General features: G+C 69.1%; 14 protein-coding genes. 5 read left to right on the plus strand and 9 right to left on the minus strand.

Annotated features, from left to right (window positions below):
• Positions 1-173 precede the first annotated feature (173 nt).
• From BM070_RS15340 to BM070_RS15380, 9 genes are all read right to left on the minus strand, one after another.
• Positions 174-836: a methionine ABC transporter permease gene (locus BM070_RS15340; RefSeq protein ID WP_092940289.1), complete on the minus strand. Its 663-nt coding sequence runs from the start codon at positions 834-836 to the stop codon at positions 174-176.
• Positions 808-2,016, minus strand: a complete 1,209-nt coding sequence (locus BM070_RS15345; protein WP_092940290.1) for a methionine ABC transporter ATP-binding protein — start codon at positions 2,014-2,016, stop codon at positions 808-810. The genes BM070_RS15340 and BM070_RS15345 overlap by 29 nt, the downstream gene beginning before the upstream one ends.
• On the minus strand, positions 2,013-2,876 hold the full coding sequence (locus BM070_RS15350; RefSeq protein WP_245785247.1) for a MetQ/NlpA family ABC transporter substrate-binding protein: 864 nt from the start codon (positions 2,874-2,876) through the stop codon (positions 2,013-2,015). Before BM070_RS15350 ends, BM070_RS15345 begins: the two co-directional genes overlap by 4 nt.
• Positions 2,873-3,688 carry a MetQ/NlpA family ABC transporter substrate-binding protein gene (locus tag BM070_RS15355; RefSeq protein ID WP_092940291.1) on the minus strand — a complete coding sequence of 272 codons (816 nt, stop codon included), beginning with the start codon at positions 3,686-3,688 and terminating at the stop codon, positions 2,873-2,875. Before BM070_RS15355 ends, BM070_RS15350 begins: the two co-directional genes overlap by 4 nt.
• 66 nt (positions 3,689-3,754) lie before the next feature.
• Positions 3,755-4,648, minus strand: a complete 894-nt coding sequence (locus BM070_RS15360; protein WP_092940292.1) for a MetQ/NlpA family ABC transporter substrate-binding protein — start codon at positions 4,646-4,648, stop codon at positions 3,755-3,757.
• Positions 4,645-6,060 (minus strand): LLM class flavin-dependent oxidoreductase, encoded by a 1,416-nt coding sequence (locus BM070_RS15365; protein WP_092940293.1) that lies wholly within the window; start codon positions 6,058-6,060, stop codon positions 4,645-4,647. The genes BM070_RS15360 and BM070_RS15365 overlap by 4 nt, the downstream gene beginning before the upstream one ends.
• 14 nt (positions 6,061-6,074) lie before the next feature.
• Entirely contained in the window at positions 6,075-6,905 is an 831-nt protein-coding gene (locus tag BM070_RS15370; protein WP_092940294.1) for a MetQ/NlpA family ABC transporter substrate-binding protein, read from the minus strand.
• 74 nt (positions 6,906-6,979) lie between these two features.
• Positions 6,980-8,263, minus strand: coding sequence for an SfnB family sulfur acquisition oxidoreductase (locus BM070_RS15375; RefSeq protein WP_092940295.1), 1,284 nt, complete (start codon positions 8,261-8,263; stop codon positions 6,980-6,982).
• Positions 8,264-8,319: 56 nt separating this feature from the next.
• Positions 8,320-9,582 carry an SfnB family sulfur acquisition oxidoreductase gene (locus tag BM070_RS15380; protein ID WP_092940296.1) on the minus strand — a complete coding sequence of 421 codons (1,263 nt, stop codon included), beginning with the start codon at positions 9,580-9,582 and terminating at the stop codon, positions 8,320-8,322.
• 481 nt (positions 9,583-10,063) lie between these two features.
• Here BM070_RS15380 and BM070_RS15385 point away from each other — a divergent pair, with 481 nt between their 5' ends.
• The 5 genes from BM070_RS15385 (at position 10,064) to BM070_RS15405 (ending at position 16,556) form a co-directional block, all read left to right on the plus strand.
• Positions 10,064-10,540 (plus strand): MarR family winged helix-turn-helix transcriptional regulator, encoded by a 477-nt coding sequence (locus BM070_RS15385; RefSeq protein WP_175518514.1) that lies wholly within the window; start codon positions 10,064-10,066, stop codon positions 10,538-10,540.
• A 200-nt stretch (positions 10,541-10,740) separates the two neighbouring features.
• Positions 10,741-12,093, plus strand: a complete 1,353-nt coding sequence (locus BM070_RS15390) for an APC family permease (protein ID WP_245785248.1) — start codon at positions 10,741-10,743, stop codon at positions 12,091-12,093.
• Positions 12,094-12,140: 47 nt separating this feature from the next.
• Positions 12,141-13,658 (plus strand): amidase, encoded by a 1,518-nt coding sequence (locus tag BM070_RS15395; protein ID WP_217648951.1) that lies wholly within the window; start codon positions 12,141-12,143, stop codon positions 13,656-13,658.
• 19 nt (positions 13,659-13,677) lie between these two features.
• Positions 13,678-15,057 carry a flavin monoamine oxidase family protein gene (locus tag BM070_RS15400; protein ID WP_092940300.1) on the plus strand — a complete coding sequence of 460 codons (1,380 nt, stop codon included), beginning with the start codon at positions 13,678-13,680 and terminating at the stop codon, positions 15,055-15,057.
• On the plus strand, positions 14,976-16,556 hold the full coding sequence (locus tag BM070_RS15405; protein ID WP_092940332.1) for an aldehyde dehydrogenase family protein: 1,581 nt from the start codon (positions 14,976-14,978) through the stop codon (positions 16,554-16,556). The genes BM070_RS15400 and BM070_RS15405 overlap by 82 nt, the downstream gene beginning before the upstream one ends.
• Positions 16,557-16,591 lie beyond the last annotated feature (35 nt).

The following is a 16,591-nucleotide window of genomic DNA, read 5'->3' on the forward strand; positions in this document are numbered from 1 at the left end:
GGCGGCCTCGCCATCTGCGGAATTCGCGCTTGCTTATGCGGTTCGTGATCCGGCTGCTGGAAGCGCTGCGGCACGCCCATGGCTTCCGAGCACCGCCCGCTGCCTTCCCGCACCGCTGCGGGGCCTGGGCGGCCCCGCTGAGGCCGCCCTCGGGCAGGCAGCCAGGCAGGCGCTCAGCGGCTGCGCAGCCGGCGCACCCAGTGGTCGCCGCTCCACTGCACCAGCGACACCAGCGCGATCAGCACGGCGATCACGATCAGCATCACCTGCGTGTCGAAGCGCTGGTAGCCGTAGCGGATGGCCAGATCGCCCAGCCCGCCCGCGCCCACGGCGCCGGCCATGGCCGAGGAGCTGATCAGCGCCACCAGCGTGATGGTGAAGCCGCCCACGATGCCGGGCAGCGCCTCGGGCAGATAGACGTGGCGCACGATGTGCCACTTGCGGCAGCCCATGGCCTGTGCGGCCTCGATCAGGCCCGGGTCCACCTCGCGCAGGCTCACCTCGGCGATGCGCGCGAAGAACGGCGTGGCGCTGATGGCCAGCGGCACCACCGCCGCCCACACGCCGATGGTGGTGCCCGCCACCAGCCGCGTGAACGGGATCAGCGCCACCAGCAGCACGATGAAGGGCGTGGCGCGAAAGCCGTTGATCACGCTGCCCAGCGCCCGGTGCAGGCGCGGCGCCGCCAGAAAGCCGCCGGGCGCCGTCACGATCAGCAGCACCGCCAGCGGAATGCCCGCCACCAGGGCGATGGCGGCGGAGGCGCCCACCATGGTCAGCGTATCGACCAAGGCCTGGGTGTAGCGCTCAAAGGGAATGCTCAACGTCAGCGACATGGCCGATCACCTCGATGGAATGGGCAATGGCGCCGGGGCCTTGCACCAGGGGGGAAAGCTCCGGCAGCGCCAGCGCGCCGGGAACGGAAACGATGAGCCGGCCCTGGGCATGGCCGCGGATGCGGTCCACCCCGCCGTGCAGCAGCCGCACGGGGCTGCGCAGCGCCTCGGCGATGCGCGCGAAGTCGGGCTCCAGCCCGCCCTGGCCCGTGTAGTCCAGGCGCAGCACGCGCTCGAAGCCGCCGTGGGGCGGCGGGGCCGCCTGCAGCCGGGCGCGCAGGTCGTCGGGCAGGCCGTGCTGCAGCGGCGCCAGCAGTGCGCGGGTGGCGTCGTGCTGCGGATCGCCGAACACGCGCCAGACCTCGCCCTGTTCGGCGATGCGGCCCTGCTCCAGCACCAGCACCTGGTCGGCGATCTCGCGGATCACGCTCATCTCGTGCGTGATGAGGATCACGGTGATCCCCAGGCGCCGGTTGATGTCGCGCAGCAGCTGCAGGATGGAATGCGTGGTCTCCGGGTCCAGCGCCGAGGTGGCCTCGTCGCACAGCAGGATCTCCGGCCCCGTGGCCAGCGCCCGTGCGATGCCCACGCGCTGCTTCTGCCCGCCCGAGAGGCGCGCCGGATAGGTGCGGTGCTTGTCCGCGAGGCCCACCAGCGCCAGCAGCTCATCGACGCGGCGGCGCAGCTCGGCCGGCCGCACGCCCGCCACGCGCAGCGGCAGGGCCACGTTCTCATAGACCGTCTTGGCGGCCAGCAGGTTGAAGTGCTGGAACACCATGCCGATGCGCCGGCGCAGCGCCACCAGGCCGTCGTCGTCCAGCCCGGCGATGTCGATGCCATCGACCAGCACGCGGCCCGAGGTGGGCGACTCCAGCCGGTTGATGGTGCGCAGCAGGCTCGACTTGCCCGCGCCGCTGCGGCCGATGATGCCGAAGATGCTGCCCGTGGGAATCTCCAGGCTGATGTCCTGCAGCGCCGCCACCGGCCCGGCGGACGAGTCGTACTGCTTGCCCAGCCGGTCGAACACCACCGAGCCGGCAGGCGTGCCGGCTGCCGGCGCCTGCCGTGCGGGCAGGGCCCCGGGTTCGGGGCGTTGGATAGCGGTGGCCGGCGCGCCGGAGGGCGGTGTGCCTGCAGCGGTGCGCCACAGGGTGGCAGGGGATGCGGCGCTCAGGCTCATGGTGTCTTCCAGGGCAGCGTGTAAAGCTGCGGGTCGTTGTTGAAGCTCGCGGAGACCACTTCGCGCACCTTGGGCGAATGCTGGAACAGCTGCACGAAGCGGGTGATCTTCGGGTCCTGCGCGCGGTCCTTGCGCGCCACGAAGCCCATGGCGTAGAAGCTGTTGTCGATGCCCGAATACAGCAGCGCCCGGCTGGCCTGCTCCTTGCGGCCGGCGTTCACGAAGTAGCTGGGCCAGACCACGGCCAGGTCCACGTCCTGCAGCGAATGGATGAGCTGCGGTCCTTCGATCTCGTAGAAGCGCAGCTTCTTCGGGTTCTCGGCCACGTCGTTCAGGCTGGCGCCCACGGCCTTGCCCTGGCGCAGCTTGATCAGCCCGGCCTGCTGCAGCAGGAGCAGGCCGCGGCCCTGGTTCACCGGGTCGTTGGCCACAGCGACCTTGGCGCCCACGGGCACGTCCTGCAGCCGCTGGATGCGGTTGGAATACAGCCCGACGTTCTGCAGCAGGCCCAGGCCCACCATCTGCAGCTGGTAGCCACGTTCCTTGATGGCGTTGTTCAGGAACGCCTGGTGCTGGAAGAAGTTCAGGTCGATGTCGCCGTGGTTCACCGCCTCGTTGGGCAGCGTCCAGTCGGTGAACTCGGTCACCTGGACCTCCAGGCCCTGGGCGCGGGCCTCGGCCACCACGGCCTGCACCGCGTCGGAGGTGACGCCCGGCGTGGAGCCGATGCGGATCACCTCGGCCGCCAGCGTGGTGCCGGCCGCCAGGGCCAGCAGGCCGCCCAGCGCCGCCAGGGCCCCGCGCCGCAGCAGCGCCGTGCCGCGCGCCGCCATCGTTGCGTTCTGCTCCGGGGCCATCATTGCTGCGTCCAGGTCAGCACGTAGAGGCGCTTGTCGCCCGCGAAGGCGCGGTCGATGGCGGTCTTCACGGCGGCGGAGTTCTGGAACACCTTCACGAACTTCTGGATCACCGGGTCCTTCGTGCGGTCGGCGCGGGCGACGAACTGGATGGCGAAGCGCGCGTCCTCGATGCCCGAATACGCCAGCCCGCTGGACGGGTCGAACGCCTTGGACGCCACGATGAAGTGCGGGTAGCCCTGGGCGAGGTCCACGTCGCCCGTGATGCGCGCCAGCTGCGGGCCTTCCACTTCGACGAAGCGCAGCTTCTTCGGGTTCTGCACGATGTCGTCCAGCGTGCCCAGGAAGCCCACGCCCGGCTTGAGCTGGATGAGCCCGGCCTTCTGCAGCAGCAGCAGGCCGCGGCCCTGGTTCACCGGGTCGTTGGCCAGCGCCACCTTGCCGCCCACCGGCACATCGGCCACCGACTTGTGCTTGAGCGAATAGAGGCCGATGTTCGCCAGGAAGCTGGTGCCCGCGCTGGCGAGCTTGAAGCCGTTCTTCTGGATGGCGTTGTCCAGGAAGGGCTGGTGCTGGAAGAAGTTCAGGTCCAGGTCGCCCGCATTCACGGCCACGTTGGGCGTGGTCCAGTCGGTGAACTCGGTCACGCTGACGTCGATGCCCTGGGCCTTGGCGTCCGGAATGGCGGCGGCGATGGCATCGGCATAGACGCCCGGCAGCACGCCGATGCGCAGCTTGTCTGCCGCGTGGGCGGGCAGGGCGGCCAGCGCCAGCAGGGAGAGAAGGGGAGCGAGGAGGTTGCGGAGCAATGGCATGGTGAGGCGGTGGCGAATGGAAGGCGTTGGAGACAGGGGTGGAGGGGTGTGGTGCCGGCCGGCCCCTCAGCCGGAGCGGGCCTGGGACAGCCACGGCAGGCTGTAGAGCCGGTCGTTGCCCGCGAAGGACTGGTGGATGCGCGTGCGCACCGCGGGGGACTGCTGGTAGATCTGCACGAAGCGCTGGATGCGCGGGTCCTGCGCCCGGTCCTTGCGGGCCACGAAGCGGATCGCGTAGTTCAGGTCGTCGATGCCCGAATACAGCAGCGCGCTGCCCGCCACCTGCGGGCGGCCCGCGTTGACGAAGTGGGCCGGGTAGCCCTGGGCCAGGTCCAGGTCGTCGAGCGCCCGCACCAGCTGCGGCCCCTCGATCTCCGAGAAGCGCAGCTTCCTGGGGTTGGCGGCGATGTCGTTCAGGCCGGGGCGGTCCCCCACGCCGGGCTTGAGCTGGATGAGCCCGGCCTTCTGCAGCAACAGCAGGCCGCGCCCCTGGTTCACCGGGTCGTTGGCCACGCCGACGCGGGCGCCGTCCTTCAGGTCGGCGAAGCGCTGCACCTTGAGCGAATAGAGGCCGATGTTCGGCAGCAGGCCCACCGCCACGCTCACGAGCGGATAGCCGCGCTCCTGGATGGCGTTGTTCAGGAAGGCCTGGTGCTGGAAGTAGTTCAAATCGATGTCGCCGGCCGCCAGCGCCGTATTGGGCGTGGTCCAGTCGGTGAACTCGATGACCTGCACCTCCAGCCCCTGCTGGCGCGCCTCCTTCGCCGCTACTTCGACGGAGTCGGCCAGCGAGCCGGGCGTCACGCCGATGCGCAGCGGCGCCGGGGCGGGCGTCTGCGCTCCGGCGGGCGAAGCCGCGCAGAAGGCGGTAGCCGCCAGCGCCCACAGCAGGGCGTGCCGGCGCGGCAGTGCGGAGCCGGCGGGCGGCAGGGCGGGGTGTTGCTCGTGAAAGTGCTTCATAGCTGCGCCTCCAGCGCGTCGCGGATCGAAGGCGCTGCCGGCACGGCGGCCGGCTTGCGGCGGAAGGCGTCGGCCGCATGCCGGGCGGGCAGGCGGTCGCCTTCGCCGAAGAGGCGCTGGCGCAGCGTGCCCTCGGCATAGGCGGTCTTGTAGACGCCGCGGCTTTGCAGCTCGGGCACCACGTGGTCGATGAAGTCTTCGTAGCTCTCGGGCACCACCGTGCGGCTCAGGTTGAAGCCGTCCACGCCGGTCTCGGCCACCCAGGACTGCAGCTCGTCCGCCACCTGCTGTGCATCGCCCACGATGGCCGGGTAGCGCCCGCCCAGGGCGAAGAGGTCGAGCAGCTTGCGGCGCGTCCAGCCGTGCTGCTGGGCCGTGCGGCTGGCCGATTCGATGGCGTTGCCGGGCGAGTAATCGACGGGCTCGTCCAGGTCGTAGCGCGCGAAGTCGATGCCCGTGCTGGCCGCGAAATGGGCCAGGCCCGCCTCGCGGCTGGCGTGGCGCAGGTAGTCGGCGTGCTTGTCGCGCGCCTCGGCGGCGGTGGCGCCGGTCACTACGGCCGTGCCCATGAAGACCTTCACGTCGTCCGGCCGGCGGCCGGCCTGCACCAGCTGCTGGCGCAGCGCCTGCACCGACTGGCGGGCCGCTTCCTTGCTGGGCGGCGAGATGAACACGCATTCGGCATGGCGCGCCGCGAAGCGCAGGCCGCGCCCCGAGCTGCCGGCCTGGAACAGCACCGGCGTGCGCTGCGGCGAGGGCTCGCTGAGGTGGTAGCCCTCCACGTCGAAGTAGCGGCCGTGGTGCTGCACCTTGTGCACGCGCGCCGGGTCGGCGAACACGCGCGCGGCCTTGTCGCGGCGCACGGCGCCGTCTTCCCAGCTGCCTTCCCAGAGCTGGTAGAGCACGTCGAGGTACTCGTCGGCACGGTCGTAGCGCTCGTCGTGCGGCAGCTGCTGCGGTTGGCCCATGGCGCGGGCGGCGCTGTCCAGGTAGCCGGTGACGATGTTCCAGCCCACGCGCCCGCCGGTGAGGTGGTCCAGCGTGGAAAAGCGGCGCGCGAGCAGGTAGGGTGCTTCATACGACAGGTTCACCGTCACGCCGAAGCCCAGGTGCTGCGTGGCAGCGGCCATGGCGGGCACCAGCAGCAGCGGGTCGTTCACCGGCAGCTGGATGGATTCGCGCAGCGGCACATCGACGTTGCCGCGATAGACGTCGTAGGTGCCCACGATGTCGGCGAGGAACAGGCCGTCGAACAGGCCGCGCTCCAGCGTGCGGGCCAGGCCGGTCCAGTACTCCAGCCGGCGGTAGTCGGTGGCGCGGTCGCGCGGGTGCGTCCACAGGCCGTGGTTGATGTGGCCCACGCAGTTCATGTCGAAGGCGTTGAGCAGGATGTGTTGGCGTGGCTGCGTCATGGCGTTGCCCCTCTTCAGCGCGGCTGCAGCCAGGTCAGGCGGTAGAGGCGGGCATCGTTCAGATAGAACGCGTGGATCGCCTGGCGCACGGCCGGGGAGGTCTTGTAGATGTCCAGGAACTGCGCGATGCGCGGGTCCGCCGCGCGGTCCTTGCGCGCCACGAACTGGATCGCCCAGGAATCGTCCTCGTAGCTGGTGTAGGCCAGCGCCTTGGTGGCGTCGAAGGCCTTCGACGGGATGATGAAGTACGGAAAGCCCTGGGCCAGGTCCACGTCCTGCGCGGCGCGCACCAGCTGCGGGCCTTCCACCTCGATGAACTGCAGGTGCTTCGGGTTGGAGCGGATGTCGGCCAGCGTGCCCAGCAGGCCCGTGTCCGGCCGCAGCGTGATCAGGCCCGCGTGCTGCAGCAGGCGCAGCGCGCGGCCGATGTTGACCGGGTCGCTCGCGATCGCGACCTTGGCGCCCTGCGGCACCTGGGCCAGCGAGGCATGGCGCGTGGAATAGAGGCCCAGGTACGAGAGGATGCCCGGCTGCACGCTCACGAAGTCGAAGCCCTGGCTGCGCACCGCGTTGGCCAGGTAGTTGCTGTTCTGGTAGTAGTTCAGGTCGATGTCGCCGGCCTGCAGCGCTACGTTGGGCGTGGTCCAGTCAGTGAACTCCACGATCTGGATGTCCAGGCCCCGGGCCTTGGCCTCCTTGGCCGCCACCTCGACGGAGTCGGCGAAGATGCCCGGCACCACGCCGATCTTGAGCGGCCTGGCCTGGGCGCCGCCGGCCAGCAGCAGGGCGCCCGCGAGGGCGAGGAAGGGGCCTAGCAGGCGCAGCAGGAACGGGCGTGGCTTCATGGGGTGTGGTGTTTTGCGGTATCGGTCGGTGACGGTTGGACGGGGCTTGGGGTGCGTGCGTGGCGAAGGCGCGGTCAGAGCGCGCCGTGGCGCGGGGGGAAGCGGCCGTTGAGATGGAAGTTGCCCACCGCGTGGTATTTCCAGCGCACCGGGTCGTGCAGCGTGTGCGTGCGGGCGTTGCGCCAGAAACGGTCCAGGCCCTGGCGGCCGGTGGTGGCCGCAGTGCCGCCCAGCTCGAAGAGCCGCGAGCCCGCATCCAGCGAGGCCGTGGTGGTGAGCGCGCGCGCCTCGGCCACGGCGATGGAGGCTTCGGCCACGCTGCGCTCGGTGGCCTCGGCCTGGGCCGCATCGACGAAGCGGCCGGCGCGGCGCACCAGGGCCTCGGCGGCGCGCACGCGCACCGCGATCTCGCCCACTTGCTGGATCAGCAGCGGGTCGTCCGCCGCGCGGTCCACCTGCGCGTCGATCCAGGGCCGGGCGTGCTCGCGCACGAAGGGCAGCGTGGCGGCCAGCGCCGCGCGGGCCTGGCCCAGGTCGATGGCGGCGTGCAGCAGCTGCGCCAGCGGGCCGATGGGCGTGGGCCGCTCGAACGAGGCCAGGAAGGGCACGACCCAGCCGGCCTCGATGGCCACGTTGTCGAACTCCACCGAGCCGCTGCCCGTCACGCGCTGGCCGAAGCCGTCCCAGTCGTCGGTGATGCGCACGCCCGGCGCCGTGCGCGGCACGAAGGCCAGGTAGGTGACTTCGCGCTCGTCCGCCTCCTTGGCGACCACCAGCGTGGGAATCCAGTGCGCGTAGAGCGCGCCGGTGCAATAGAACTTGCGGCCGATGACGCGAAAGCCGTCGCCATCGGGAACCAGCCGCGTGCGGCGCTGGAAGTCCTTGTGGCCGATCTCGGCCAGCGCGTTGCCGAAGCGCTCGCCGGCCAGCACGCGGCTGTAGAAGAAGCGCTTCTGCGCATCGCTGCCGCCCACGCGCAGCACCTCCAGCGCATAGAAATGGTTCTGCGGAATCTGGCCCAGCGAGCCGTCGGCCGCGCTCACGCGGGCGATCACCTCGGCCAGCGTGCCGGCGGCCACGCCCGGGCCGCCGTATTCGCGCGGCACGGTGATGGACCAGAGCCCGGTGGCGACGAAGTCATCCAGCTCGGCCCAGGGCAGCAGGCGCTCGCGGTCGCGCCGGGCGGCGCCGGGCGCGATGCGGTCGGCCAGGCGCTGCACGGCGGCCAGCGCCTCGGCATCGTTGGCGATGCGCTGCGGCGTGCCGGCCGGGGGCGGCGCGGGCGTGGCCTCTGTGGGCGGCACCGGGGCTGCGGTGAAGAGGGCGCTGGCGGGGGATTCGGGGGACAGCAGGGACATGCTCGGGTCTCGGTATCGGTCTGTTCGGGCGGGGCGGCGGGGGCAGGGCGCCGCGCTCAGTTCCAGGAATGGCGCTGGGGCAGGACGCCGTTCAGCAGGTGGTTGCCGATGAGGTGCAGCTTCCAGCGCACCGGGTCGTGCAGCGTGTGCACGCGGGCGTTGCGCCAGTGGCGGTCCAGGTTGTGCGCGGCCCGCGTGGCGGAGGAGCCCGCCAGCTCGAAGAGCTTTTCGCTCGCCTCCAGCGCGATGCGGGTGGTGAGCACCTTGGCCTCGGCCACGGCGACGGAGGCGCGGGCGCTTTCTTCGGCGCTGAGAACCGCGCCGTTCGCGGCAGCGGCAGCCCGGCCGGCCAGCGCGTCGAGCAGCTCGCCTGCCTCGCGCAGCACCTCGCGCGCTGCGTGCAGGTCGATCTGCAGGCGGCCCACGTCGGCGATCAGGTAGGGGTCGTCATGCGCGTGCTGCACGCCCGAATCCACCCAGGGACGGGCGCGTTCGAGCACGAAGCGCTGCGCATCGGCCACGGCCGCCTCGGCAATGCCCTGGTCGATGGACGCCTGCAGCAGCTGCGAGGTGGGCCCGTAGAGGCCCGGCCGGTCGGCCAGCTGCCAGAGCGGCAGCACATCGGCCTCATCGACCGGCACGTCGTCGAACACCACGGTGCCGCTGGCGGTGGTGCGCTGGCCGAAGGCGTCCCAGTCGTCCACCACGGCCAGGCCCGGCGCCTCGCGCGGCACCCACACCTGCACGCTGCGGCCGGCGTCGTCGATGGCGCGCACGGGAATGCGGTGGGCGAAGAGCGCGCCCGTGGAATAGAAGCGCTTGCCCGTCAGCACCAGGCCGCCGGGCGTGCTCAACAGCCGCGTGCGGCCCTGCAGCGTGGTGGCGGCGCCATCGGCCTTGCGCTCCGGCCCCGCATTGCCGAGGCGCCGGCCGGCCAGCACCTCGGCATAGAAGCGCGCCTTCTGCGCCGGCGTGCCCAGCTCGTGCAGCACGCCCAGCACGCCGAAATGGTTCTGCGGGATCTGCCCCAGGGACGAGTCCGCCGCGTTGAGGATCACGAACACCTCGGCCAGCGTGGCGTAGGACACCTGCGCCCCGCCATGGCTGCGCGGCACGGTGATCCCGCCCAGGCCGCTGGCCGACCAGCGCGTGAGCTCGTCCCACGGCAGGCGCCGCTCACGGTCGCGCTCGGACGCGCCGGGCGAGAATTCAGCCGCCAGCCGGTGCGCGGCGGCAATGGCTTCGGCGTCGGTGGCGATGCGCGCCACGTCGGTGGGGATGTCGGGAAAGGGTTGTTGCAGTGCGGGTCTTGCGGTCATGCCGCGATTGGAGACCGGGACGCTGCGGCGTGGTGCGAAGGAATCGGCGTATCGATATGCGGGATTCGTTGGGCATGGCACTGCTCAGCCGATCTGGTTCTGAGACTCTTCGACCGCAGCTTGGCCCCGCAACCCGTCTCCCGGGCGACGGCCTGTTCGCCTGGCCCGGCCAGACTTCCGGAGCATCGGGCCTGCGTGCGGCGCGAAGGCGCCCGCCACTGAGCCCCGGGATTGCCCTCATCGCCAAATCTGTGCAAATTTCACACAATTGGTCCGAAGCCCAAGGCCTGCGTGCACTACTGTTGTGCTCCATGGCCCGCATAACGTGCTTTTCCCGGGCTTTTATGCCTGGTTGATGCTGGCACCGAAATTGCTGAATTGGGCATATATGTGTTTTTTTCACGTAAATGATCGAGCCACCGAAAGTGGCGCGGAGGTCAATCGGATGACGGAAAAACTCCCCAGCGCTCTACCTGGTTACATGACCCTGCGTCTGGATGCGCTCAACAGCATGGCCAAGCAGCTTGGCTCGCGCAGTCACGAGGCTGCGCTGGGGCTGACCCTTCGCGAGGTTCGGCTGCTGCTCCTGATCCAGGAGCATCCCGACCTGAGTGTCAGCGAGCTGGTGGCGATTTCCTTCCTGGAACGGACTCTCGTTTCCAAGGGGGTCACGCAGCTCTGCCGGTTGGGGTTGGCCGCACGTCGCGCCGACGCGCGCGATGCGCGCCAGATCGGCCTTCGGCTCACGCGCAAGGGTCAAACCGCAGCGCGCACGGCCAGCGCCATCGCACGTACTGGTATCGAGGACATGCTGTCGGTGCTGACACCGCACGAGCGCGAGATCTTCGAAATCGCCTTGGAGAAGATGACCGCCAAGGTGCAGTCCGACCTCGACGCGGCATTGCAGGCCGATGCCGCCGCTCACGCCAAGACAACCGGAGACAAGCGATCCCCATGATCACTCCTCCCTTCTGAGCGCGCCGCACAAGCGGTCCGCCTTCCTGAGCCACGCCGAGTCACCCCGCTGCCGCCACGCAGCGGGCTAGGAGTCGCTGCGCCCGCGCGCAGCGCCTGTCCCGATTTTCTTGTGATTTGCAGCAGCCGATGGCGCAGCCGCGCGACCGGCCGGACTGCCTCGTCTTCATTAGGAGCAACACCATGAGCACGTCTTTATCCAATGCCGGAATGGATCAGCTGTCGCCGAGTGGCCTCAAGCGTACGCTGGGTCTGCGCGACCTCGTCGCATATGGCTTGGCCTATATCGCCTTGATCACGCCGCTGACCACGCTGGGCTTCGTCTGGGATGCCTCCGGAGGACTGGTGGCGCTGGCCTATTTGCTGGGCGCCTTGTGCATGTACCTCACCGCCAAGAGCTACGCGATGATGGGTGAGATCGTGCCTCAGGCTGGCTCCGTCTACGGCTACGCGCGCCATAGCCTGGGGGCCTTGCCCGGCTTCATCGCCGGATGGCTCATCCTGCTGGACTACCTGCTGATTCCGGCCCTGGTCTTCACGCTCATGTCGGTGAGCGCGCAAACGTTGATACCCGGCATCGACCGCCCCACCTGGCTGGTCATTCTCGTCGGCGTGTCCTTCGTAATCAACTGGTTCGGCGTCACCATCACGACCCGCGTGAGCTTGCTCTCGGTCATCGCCCAGGGCTTCATCGTCGCGGGTGTGCTGGGGTTGGCCGTATGGGCGCTCTATCACGGCAAGGGTACGGGGGGGCTGACGCTGGCGCCGATCTACAGCGCCGCGGCATTCGATCCCGCCAAGGTGTTCACCGCCACGTCGATCTGCGTTCTCTCCTTCCTTGGTTTCGACGCCATATCGACCCTGTCGGAGGAAGTGCGCAGCAACGACCCGAAGCTCATCGGCCGAGCCATCATGCGCGTGCTGCTGATCTCCGCTTCGATCTTCTTCGTGACCACGTGGGTGCTCGGCAACCTTTTGCCCGGGGTCGAGATTCACGATCCCGCCGCAGCCATCTTCGAGTTGCTGGCGGCGCAAGTCGGCCCTTGGTCGGCCGTGGCGCTGGCGTGGCTGCTGGCCATTGCCGTCGGCTTCGCCAACGCTCTGCCCATGCAGGTGGGCGTCGCTCGCGTGCTGTTCGCCATGGGGCGCGACCGCCAGTTGCCGGCCTTCTTTGCGCGGCTTCACCCGAAGCACAGCACGCCGCACGTAGCCATGGTGGTCTCGACGGCGCTGTCGTTGCTGGTCGCGCTGGCATTGCGCGACGACATCGAGCTGCTGGCCTCGTTCGTCAATTTCGGCGCGCTGTCGGCCTTTCTGCTGCTGCACCTGTCGGTGCTGGTTCGCCTGGGTGTGCGCAATCCGCAACGCCGCATCGTGCCGCACGTGCTGGTGCCGCTCTTCGGGATCGTCGTCGTGCTGGCTGTCTTCACAGGCATGCATCGCACCGCTGTCGAAGTCGGCCTGGTTTGGCTGTTGATCGGCCTGGCCTATGGCGCATGGCTGCGCTCCAGGGGGCGCTCCAAGCTCGACCTCTGACCACGTTCGCGCCACTTCGACTCTCCCGTCTTTCTACCGGAAACCTCATGAATTCATCCGAAACTTCAACCGCTGAGCCATCCCACTTATCGGTGGGCGACGATGCTCTGCTGTCGGGTTCAGCGCATGCCATGCTGGAGGCGCTCGAACAGCGCCGCATCAGCGCGGAGGAACTGCTGCAGCTGCATTGGGCACGCACCGACCGTCTCAACCCTGTGCTCAACATCGTGGTGGACCAAAACCGTGATGGCGCACTGGCAACGGCCAGGGGTATCGACGAAGCCCGCGCACGCGGCGCCAGTCTGGGCGCGCTCGCCGGACTGCCGATGACCATCAAGGACTCTTTCGAGGTCACGGGCATGGTGGCGACTTGCGGCCTTGCGAGCCTGGCGGGCCATCGGCCGACGTCCGACGCCCTGACTGTCGGCCGCCTGCGCCGGGCGGGTGCCGTCATCTACGGCAAAACCAACGTGCCTCAGGCCTGCGGCGACCACCAGTCCTATAACCAGGTCTATGGAGTCACCCGCAATCCATGGAACCCGGCGCGCACTCCTGGAGGCTCCTCTGGCGGATCAGCGGCGGCACTGGCGGCTGGCCTGACGCCTCTGGAACTGGGGAGCGACATCGGCGGCTCGATTCGATGCCCGGCCCACTTCTGTGGGGTCTATGGCCACAAGACCACGCACGGGCTGCTGCCGGCGGCCGGCCACATACCGCCATCGCCGCACGGCACGCAAGGTTCGGAGTTGAGCGTCATCGGCCCATTGGCGCGCGATCCGGCCGATCTGTCGTTGGCACTCGATGTGCTGCTGGGCCTGCATGACCAGGGAGGTGCCGACCCGCTGCCGCCGGCACGGCATGACAGATTGGAGGACTTTCGCGTTGCACTGTGGCTCGATGCGTATCCGCTGGACGACCACTACCGTGCCGCGATCCTGGACTATGTGGACGACTTGCGCCGCGTGGGCGTGCGGGTCGATACGACCGCCCGCCCGGTCATCGATCCTGCCGGGTCGCACGACACCTACCTGGAAACACTGTTTGGCGTCATCGGCAGCCGAATGACCGCCGAGGCCCTCGCGTCCTTTGAACGGCAGGTGCGCGCAGCCGGCCCCGTCCCCTACGCCGACGAGCTGTCGCGCTACATACGCGGCAATGGCCACCTCGCGCCCGCCGTCCAGGCGGCGCGAGCGCGACTGGCCCAGGCCTGGCGAGCGTTCTTCCGTGACTTCGACGTGCTGATCTGCCCCGTCACGCCCACGGTGGCGTTTCCTCACGACCATCTTGGCGGGGAAGGCCCGGCCGCTCAGCTGCAGCGCCGGCTAGACGTCAGCGGCGCATCTCTTCCCTATCTCGACAACCTCTCATGGCCAGGGCTTGTCACCGTGGCGAACCTGCCCGCCACGGCCATGCCCACCGGGCACCTCGTGCAGGGCTTGCCCGCAGGGGTGCAGGTTGTCGGGCCATTGGCGGAGGACCGCACGCCGCTGCGTTTCGCCACCTTGGCAGCCCAACGGCTGAACCCGTTTGCAGCGCCTTCATTCAACCACTTGAGCAACGTTTAAGCCTTCTGGAGCCTTTGCCATGTCATCCACTCTTCCCATCCAAGACATCGATTGCGACGTCGCCATCATCGGCGCAGGACTGGCGGGTCTGCGCGCGGCCGAGCGGCTGGCCGCGGCCGGCCTCAGCTGCCGCGTTCTCGAAGCGCGTGACCGCATCGGCGGGCGGCTGCTGAGTCAACGCCTGGATTGCGGTGCGACGATCGACCTCGGGGGCCAATGGGTCGGCTCCATGCACCAGCGTGTGCTGGATACGGCAAAGACCCACGGGCTGACGCTGTTTCCGACCTACGTGGAAGGAGACTCCGTATTCCTGATCGACGGCCAGGTGCGGCGCCGTCCTGGACTGTTTCCCGAACTCGATGCCTCTACCCAGCAAGACATCGACAGAGGGATGGAGGCGCTCGACGCGCTGCGCCGCACCATCGATCCACAGCGGCCGTGGGCGGCGGAAGATGCCCGCCTGCTGGACGGGCAAACCTATGCATCGTGGCTGCGCGAGCATGTTCCCAGCAAGGCAGCACGTGATGCGCTGGCTTACATCGCGTTGTCGGTGTTCTCGATCGAGGCACATGATCTGTCGCTGCTGCATTTCCTCTTCTACGTGAGTGCAGCGGGCGGCATCGACAACCTGATCAATACGCACGGCGGCGCGCAGGAACTGCGCTTCGTGGAAGGGGCGCAGCAACTCCCGATCCGCATGGCGCAGGCGCTGGGCGAGCGCGTCATCTGCAACGCGCCCGTCGTGTCCATCGAACAACATGCCGGTGGCGTCGTGGTCCACGCACGCGGCCTGCGGCTGAGCGCTCGCCGCGCGATCGTGACGCTGCCGCCGACACTGGCCGGCCGTCTGACCTACGCCCCGCCCCTGCCGGGCCTGCGAGACCAGTACACGCAGCGCGCGGCCATGGGATCGGTGATCAAGACCATGCTGGTCTACGACCGCCCTTTCTGGCGCGATCAGGGGCTTTCCGGCCTGGCCTCGTCGCAGGAATTGCCCATCAGCCTGACCTATGACAACTCGCCGGCCGACGGCTCGGCAGGCGTGCTCGTCGGCTTCCTCGAAGCCGATGCCGGCCGCGAATGGGGCCAGCGTGACGCGGCACAGCGGCGCGACATGGTGGTGGACTGCATGCGCCGCTACTTCGGCGAAGCGGTCGCCAACTACACGCAGTACGTCGAACAGGATTGGGCAGAAGAGCCCTATACCCGTGGCGCCTACGGCGGCTACCTGCCGCCGGGGGCCTGGACGTCCTACGGCCGTGCGGTGCGCGAACCCGTCGGGCGCCTGCACTGGGCCGGCACTGAAACCGCCACCGAATGGAGCGGCTACATGGAAGGCGCTCTGCAATCGGGCGAACGCGCTGCCGCCGAGGTAGTCGCGGCGCTGGCCAACGGCTGATCCCACTACGACACAAAGAGAAAGAGGAAAACATCGTGCAAAAGACGCCTCAAACCATTCCTTTGTATATCGGCGGTACCTTTTCCGGTGCCAGCGACGGTCGTACCTTCGAGCGCCTGGGCCCTGCATCGAACGCGCTGGTGACACGGGCCGCTGCTGCGACCCTGGCCGATGCCGACGCTGCGGTGGAAGCGGCCGCTGGCGCCTTTGCCGCGTGGTCGGCACTGGGCCCGAGCGTGCGGCGTACGCGACTGCTCAAGGCCGCCGACGCGCTGGAAGCGCGCATCCCCGATTTCATCGAGGCTGGCGTGGCCGAAACGGGCGCCACCGCCGACTGGATGGGGTTCAACGCCAGCTATGCGGCCAACATGATGCGCGAGGCCGCCTCGCTGAGCACGCAGGTCAGCGGCACCGTCGTGGCTTCGGATCTGTCCGACGCCATGACGCTGTCGGTGCGCCGGCCGTGCGGCGTGGTGCTGGGCATCGCGCCGTGGAACTCGCCGGTCATCCTGGCGGTGCGTGCGATCGCGACTGCGCTGGCCTGTGGCAACACGGTGGTGCTCAAGGCCTCGGAGGTGTGCCCGGCCACGCATGCGCTGGTGGGCCGCGCCATGCACGAGGCAGGCCTGGGCGACGGCGTGGTCAACGTGTTGACGAATGCGCCTGCCGATGCCCCCGCGCTGGTCGAGCGGCTGATCGCCGCCCCTGCCGTGCGGCGCGTGAATTTCACGGGTTCGGCCGCAGTCGGGCGGATCATTGCGCACCACGCGGCCGAGCACCTGAAACCCTCGCTCCTGGAGCTTGGCAGCAAGGCGCCGCTGCTGGTGCTCGATGACGCCGATGTGGATGCTGCCGTGGCCGCCATCGCCTTCGGGGCCTTTCTCAATCAAGGCCAGATATGTATGTCCACCGAACGCGTGGTGGTGGCCGATGCGGTGGCTGACGAACTGGTGGCCAAGCTCGCAAGCAAGGCTCGCTCGCTGAAAGCCGGCCCGCCCGGCACGCCAGGTGCGGTGCTGGGCTTGCTGGAGAGCGCGAGGTCGGCCCAGCGCGTGCAGGCATTGGTCATCAACGCAATGGAACTGGGCGCTGAACTGCCGTTGGACCTCGCCGTGGAGGGCGCCTGCATGCAGCCTTGCATCGTCGATCGCGTCGATTCCCGCATGCGTCTCTATGGAGAGGAATCTTTCGGGCCGGTGGTCTCCATTATTCGGGTGGCCAACGACGACGAAGCGATCCGCGTGGCCAACGACAGCGCATATGGGCTGACGGCGGCGGTCTTCAGCCGCGACACGTCTCGCGCCATGCGCGTGGCCCGCAGTCTTCAAAGCGGCGCTTGCCACATCAACGGCGCGACCCTCTACGACGAACCGCAGCTGCCCATGGGTGGAGTCAAGGCGAGTGGCTGGGGCCGTTTTGGCGGACCCGCGGGCATCCACGAATTCACGGACCTGTGCAGTGTCACGCTGCAGTCCGGCCGGCAGAAATATCCCATCTGAGGCCGATGGCTGCGATGGCACTCGCGCGTTCATCA

Source organism: Paracidovorax wautersii, from assembly GCF_900113035.1.
Lineage (GTDB): Bacteria > Pseudomonadota > Gammaproteobacteria > Burkholderiales > Burkholderiaceae_C > Paracidovorax > Paracidovorax wautersii.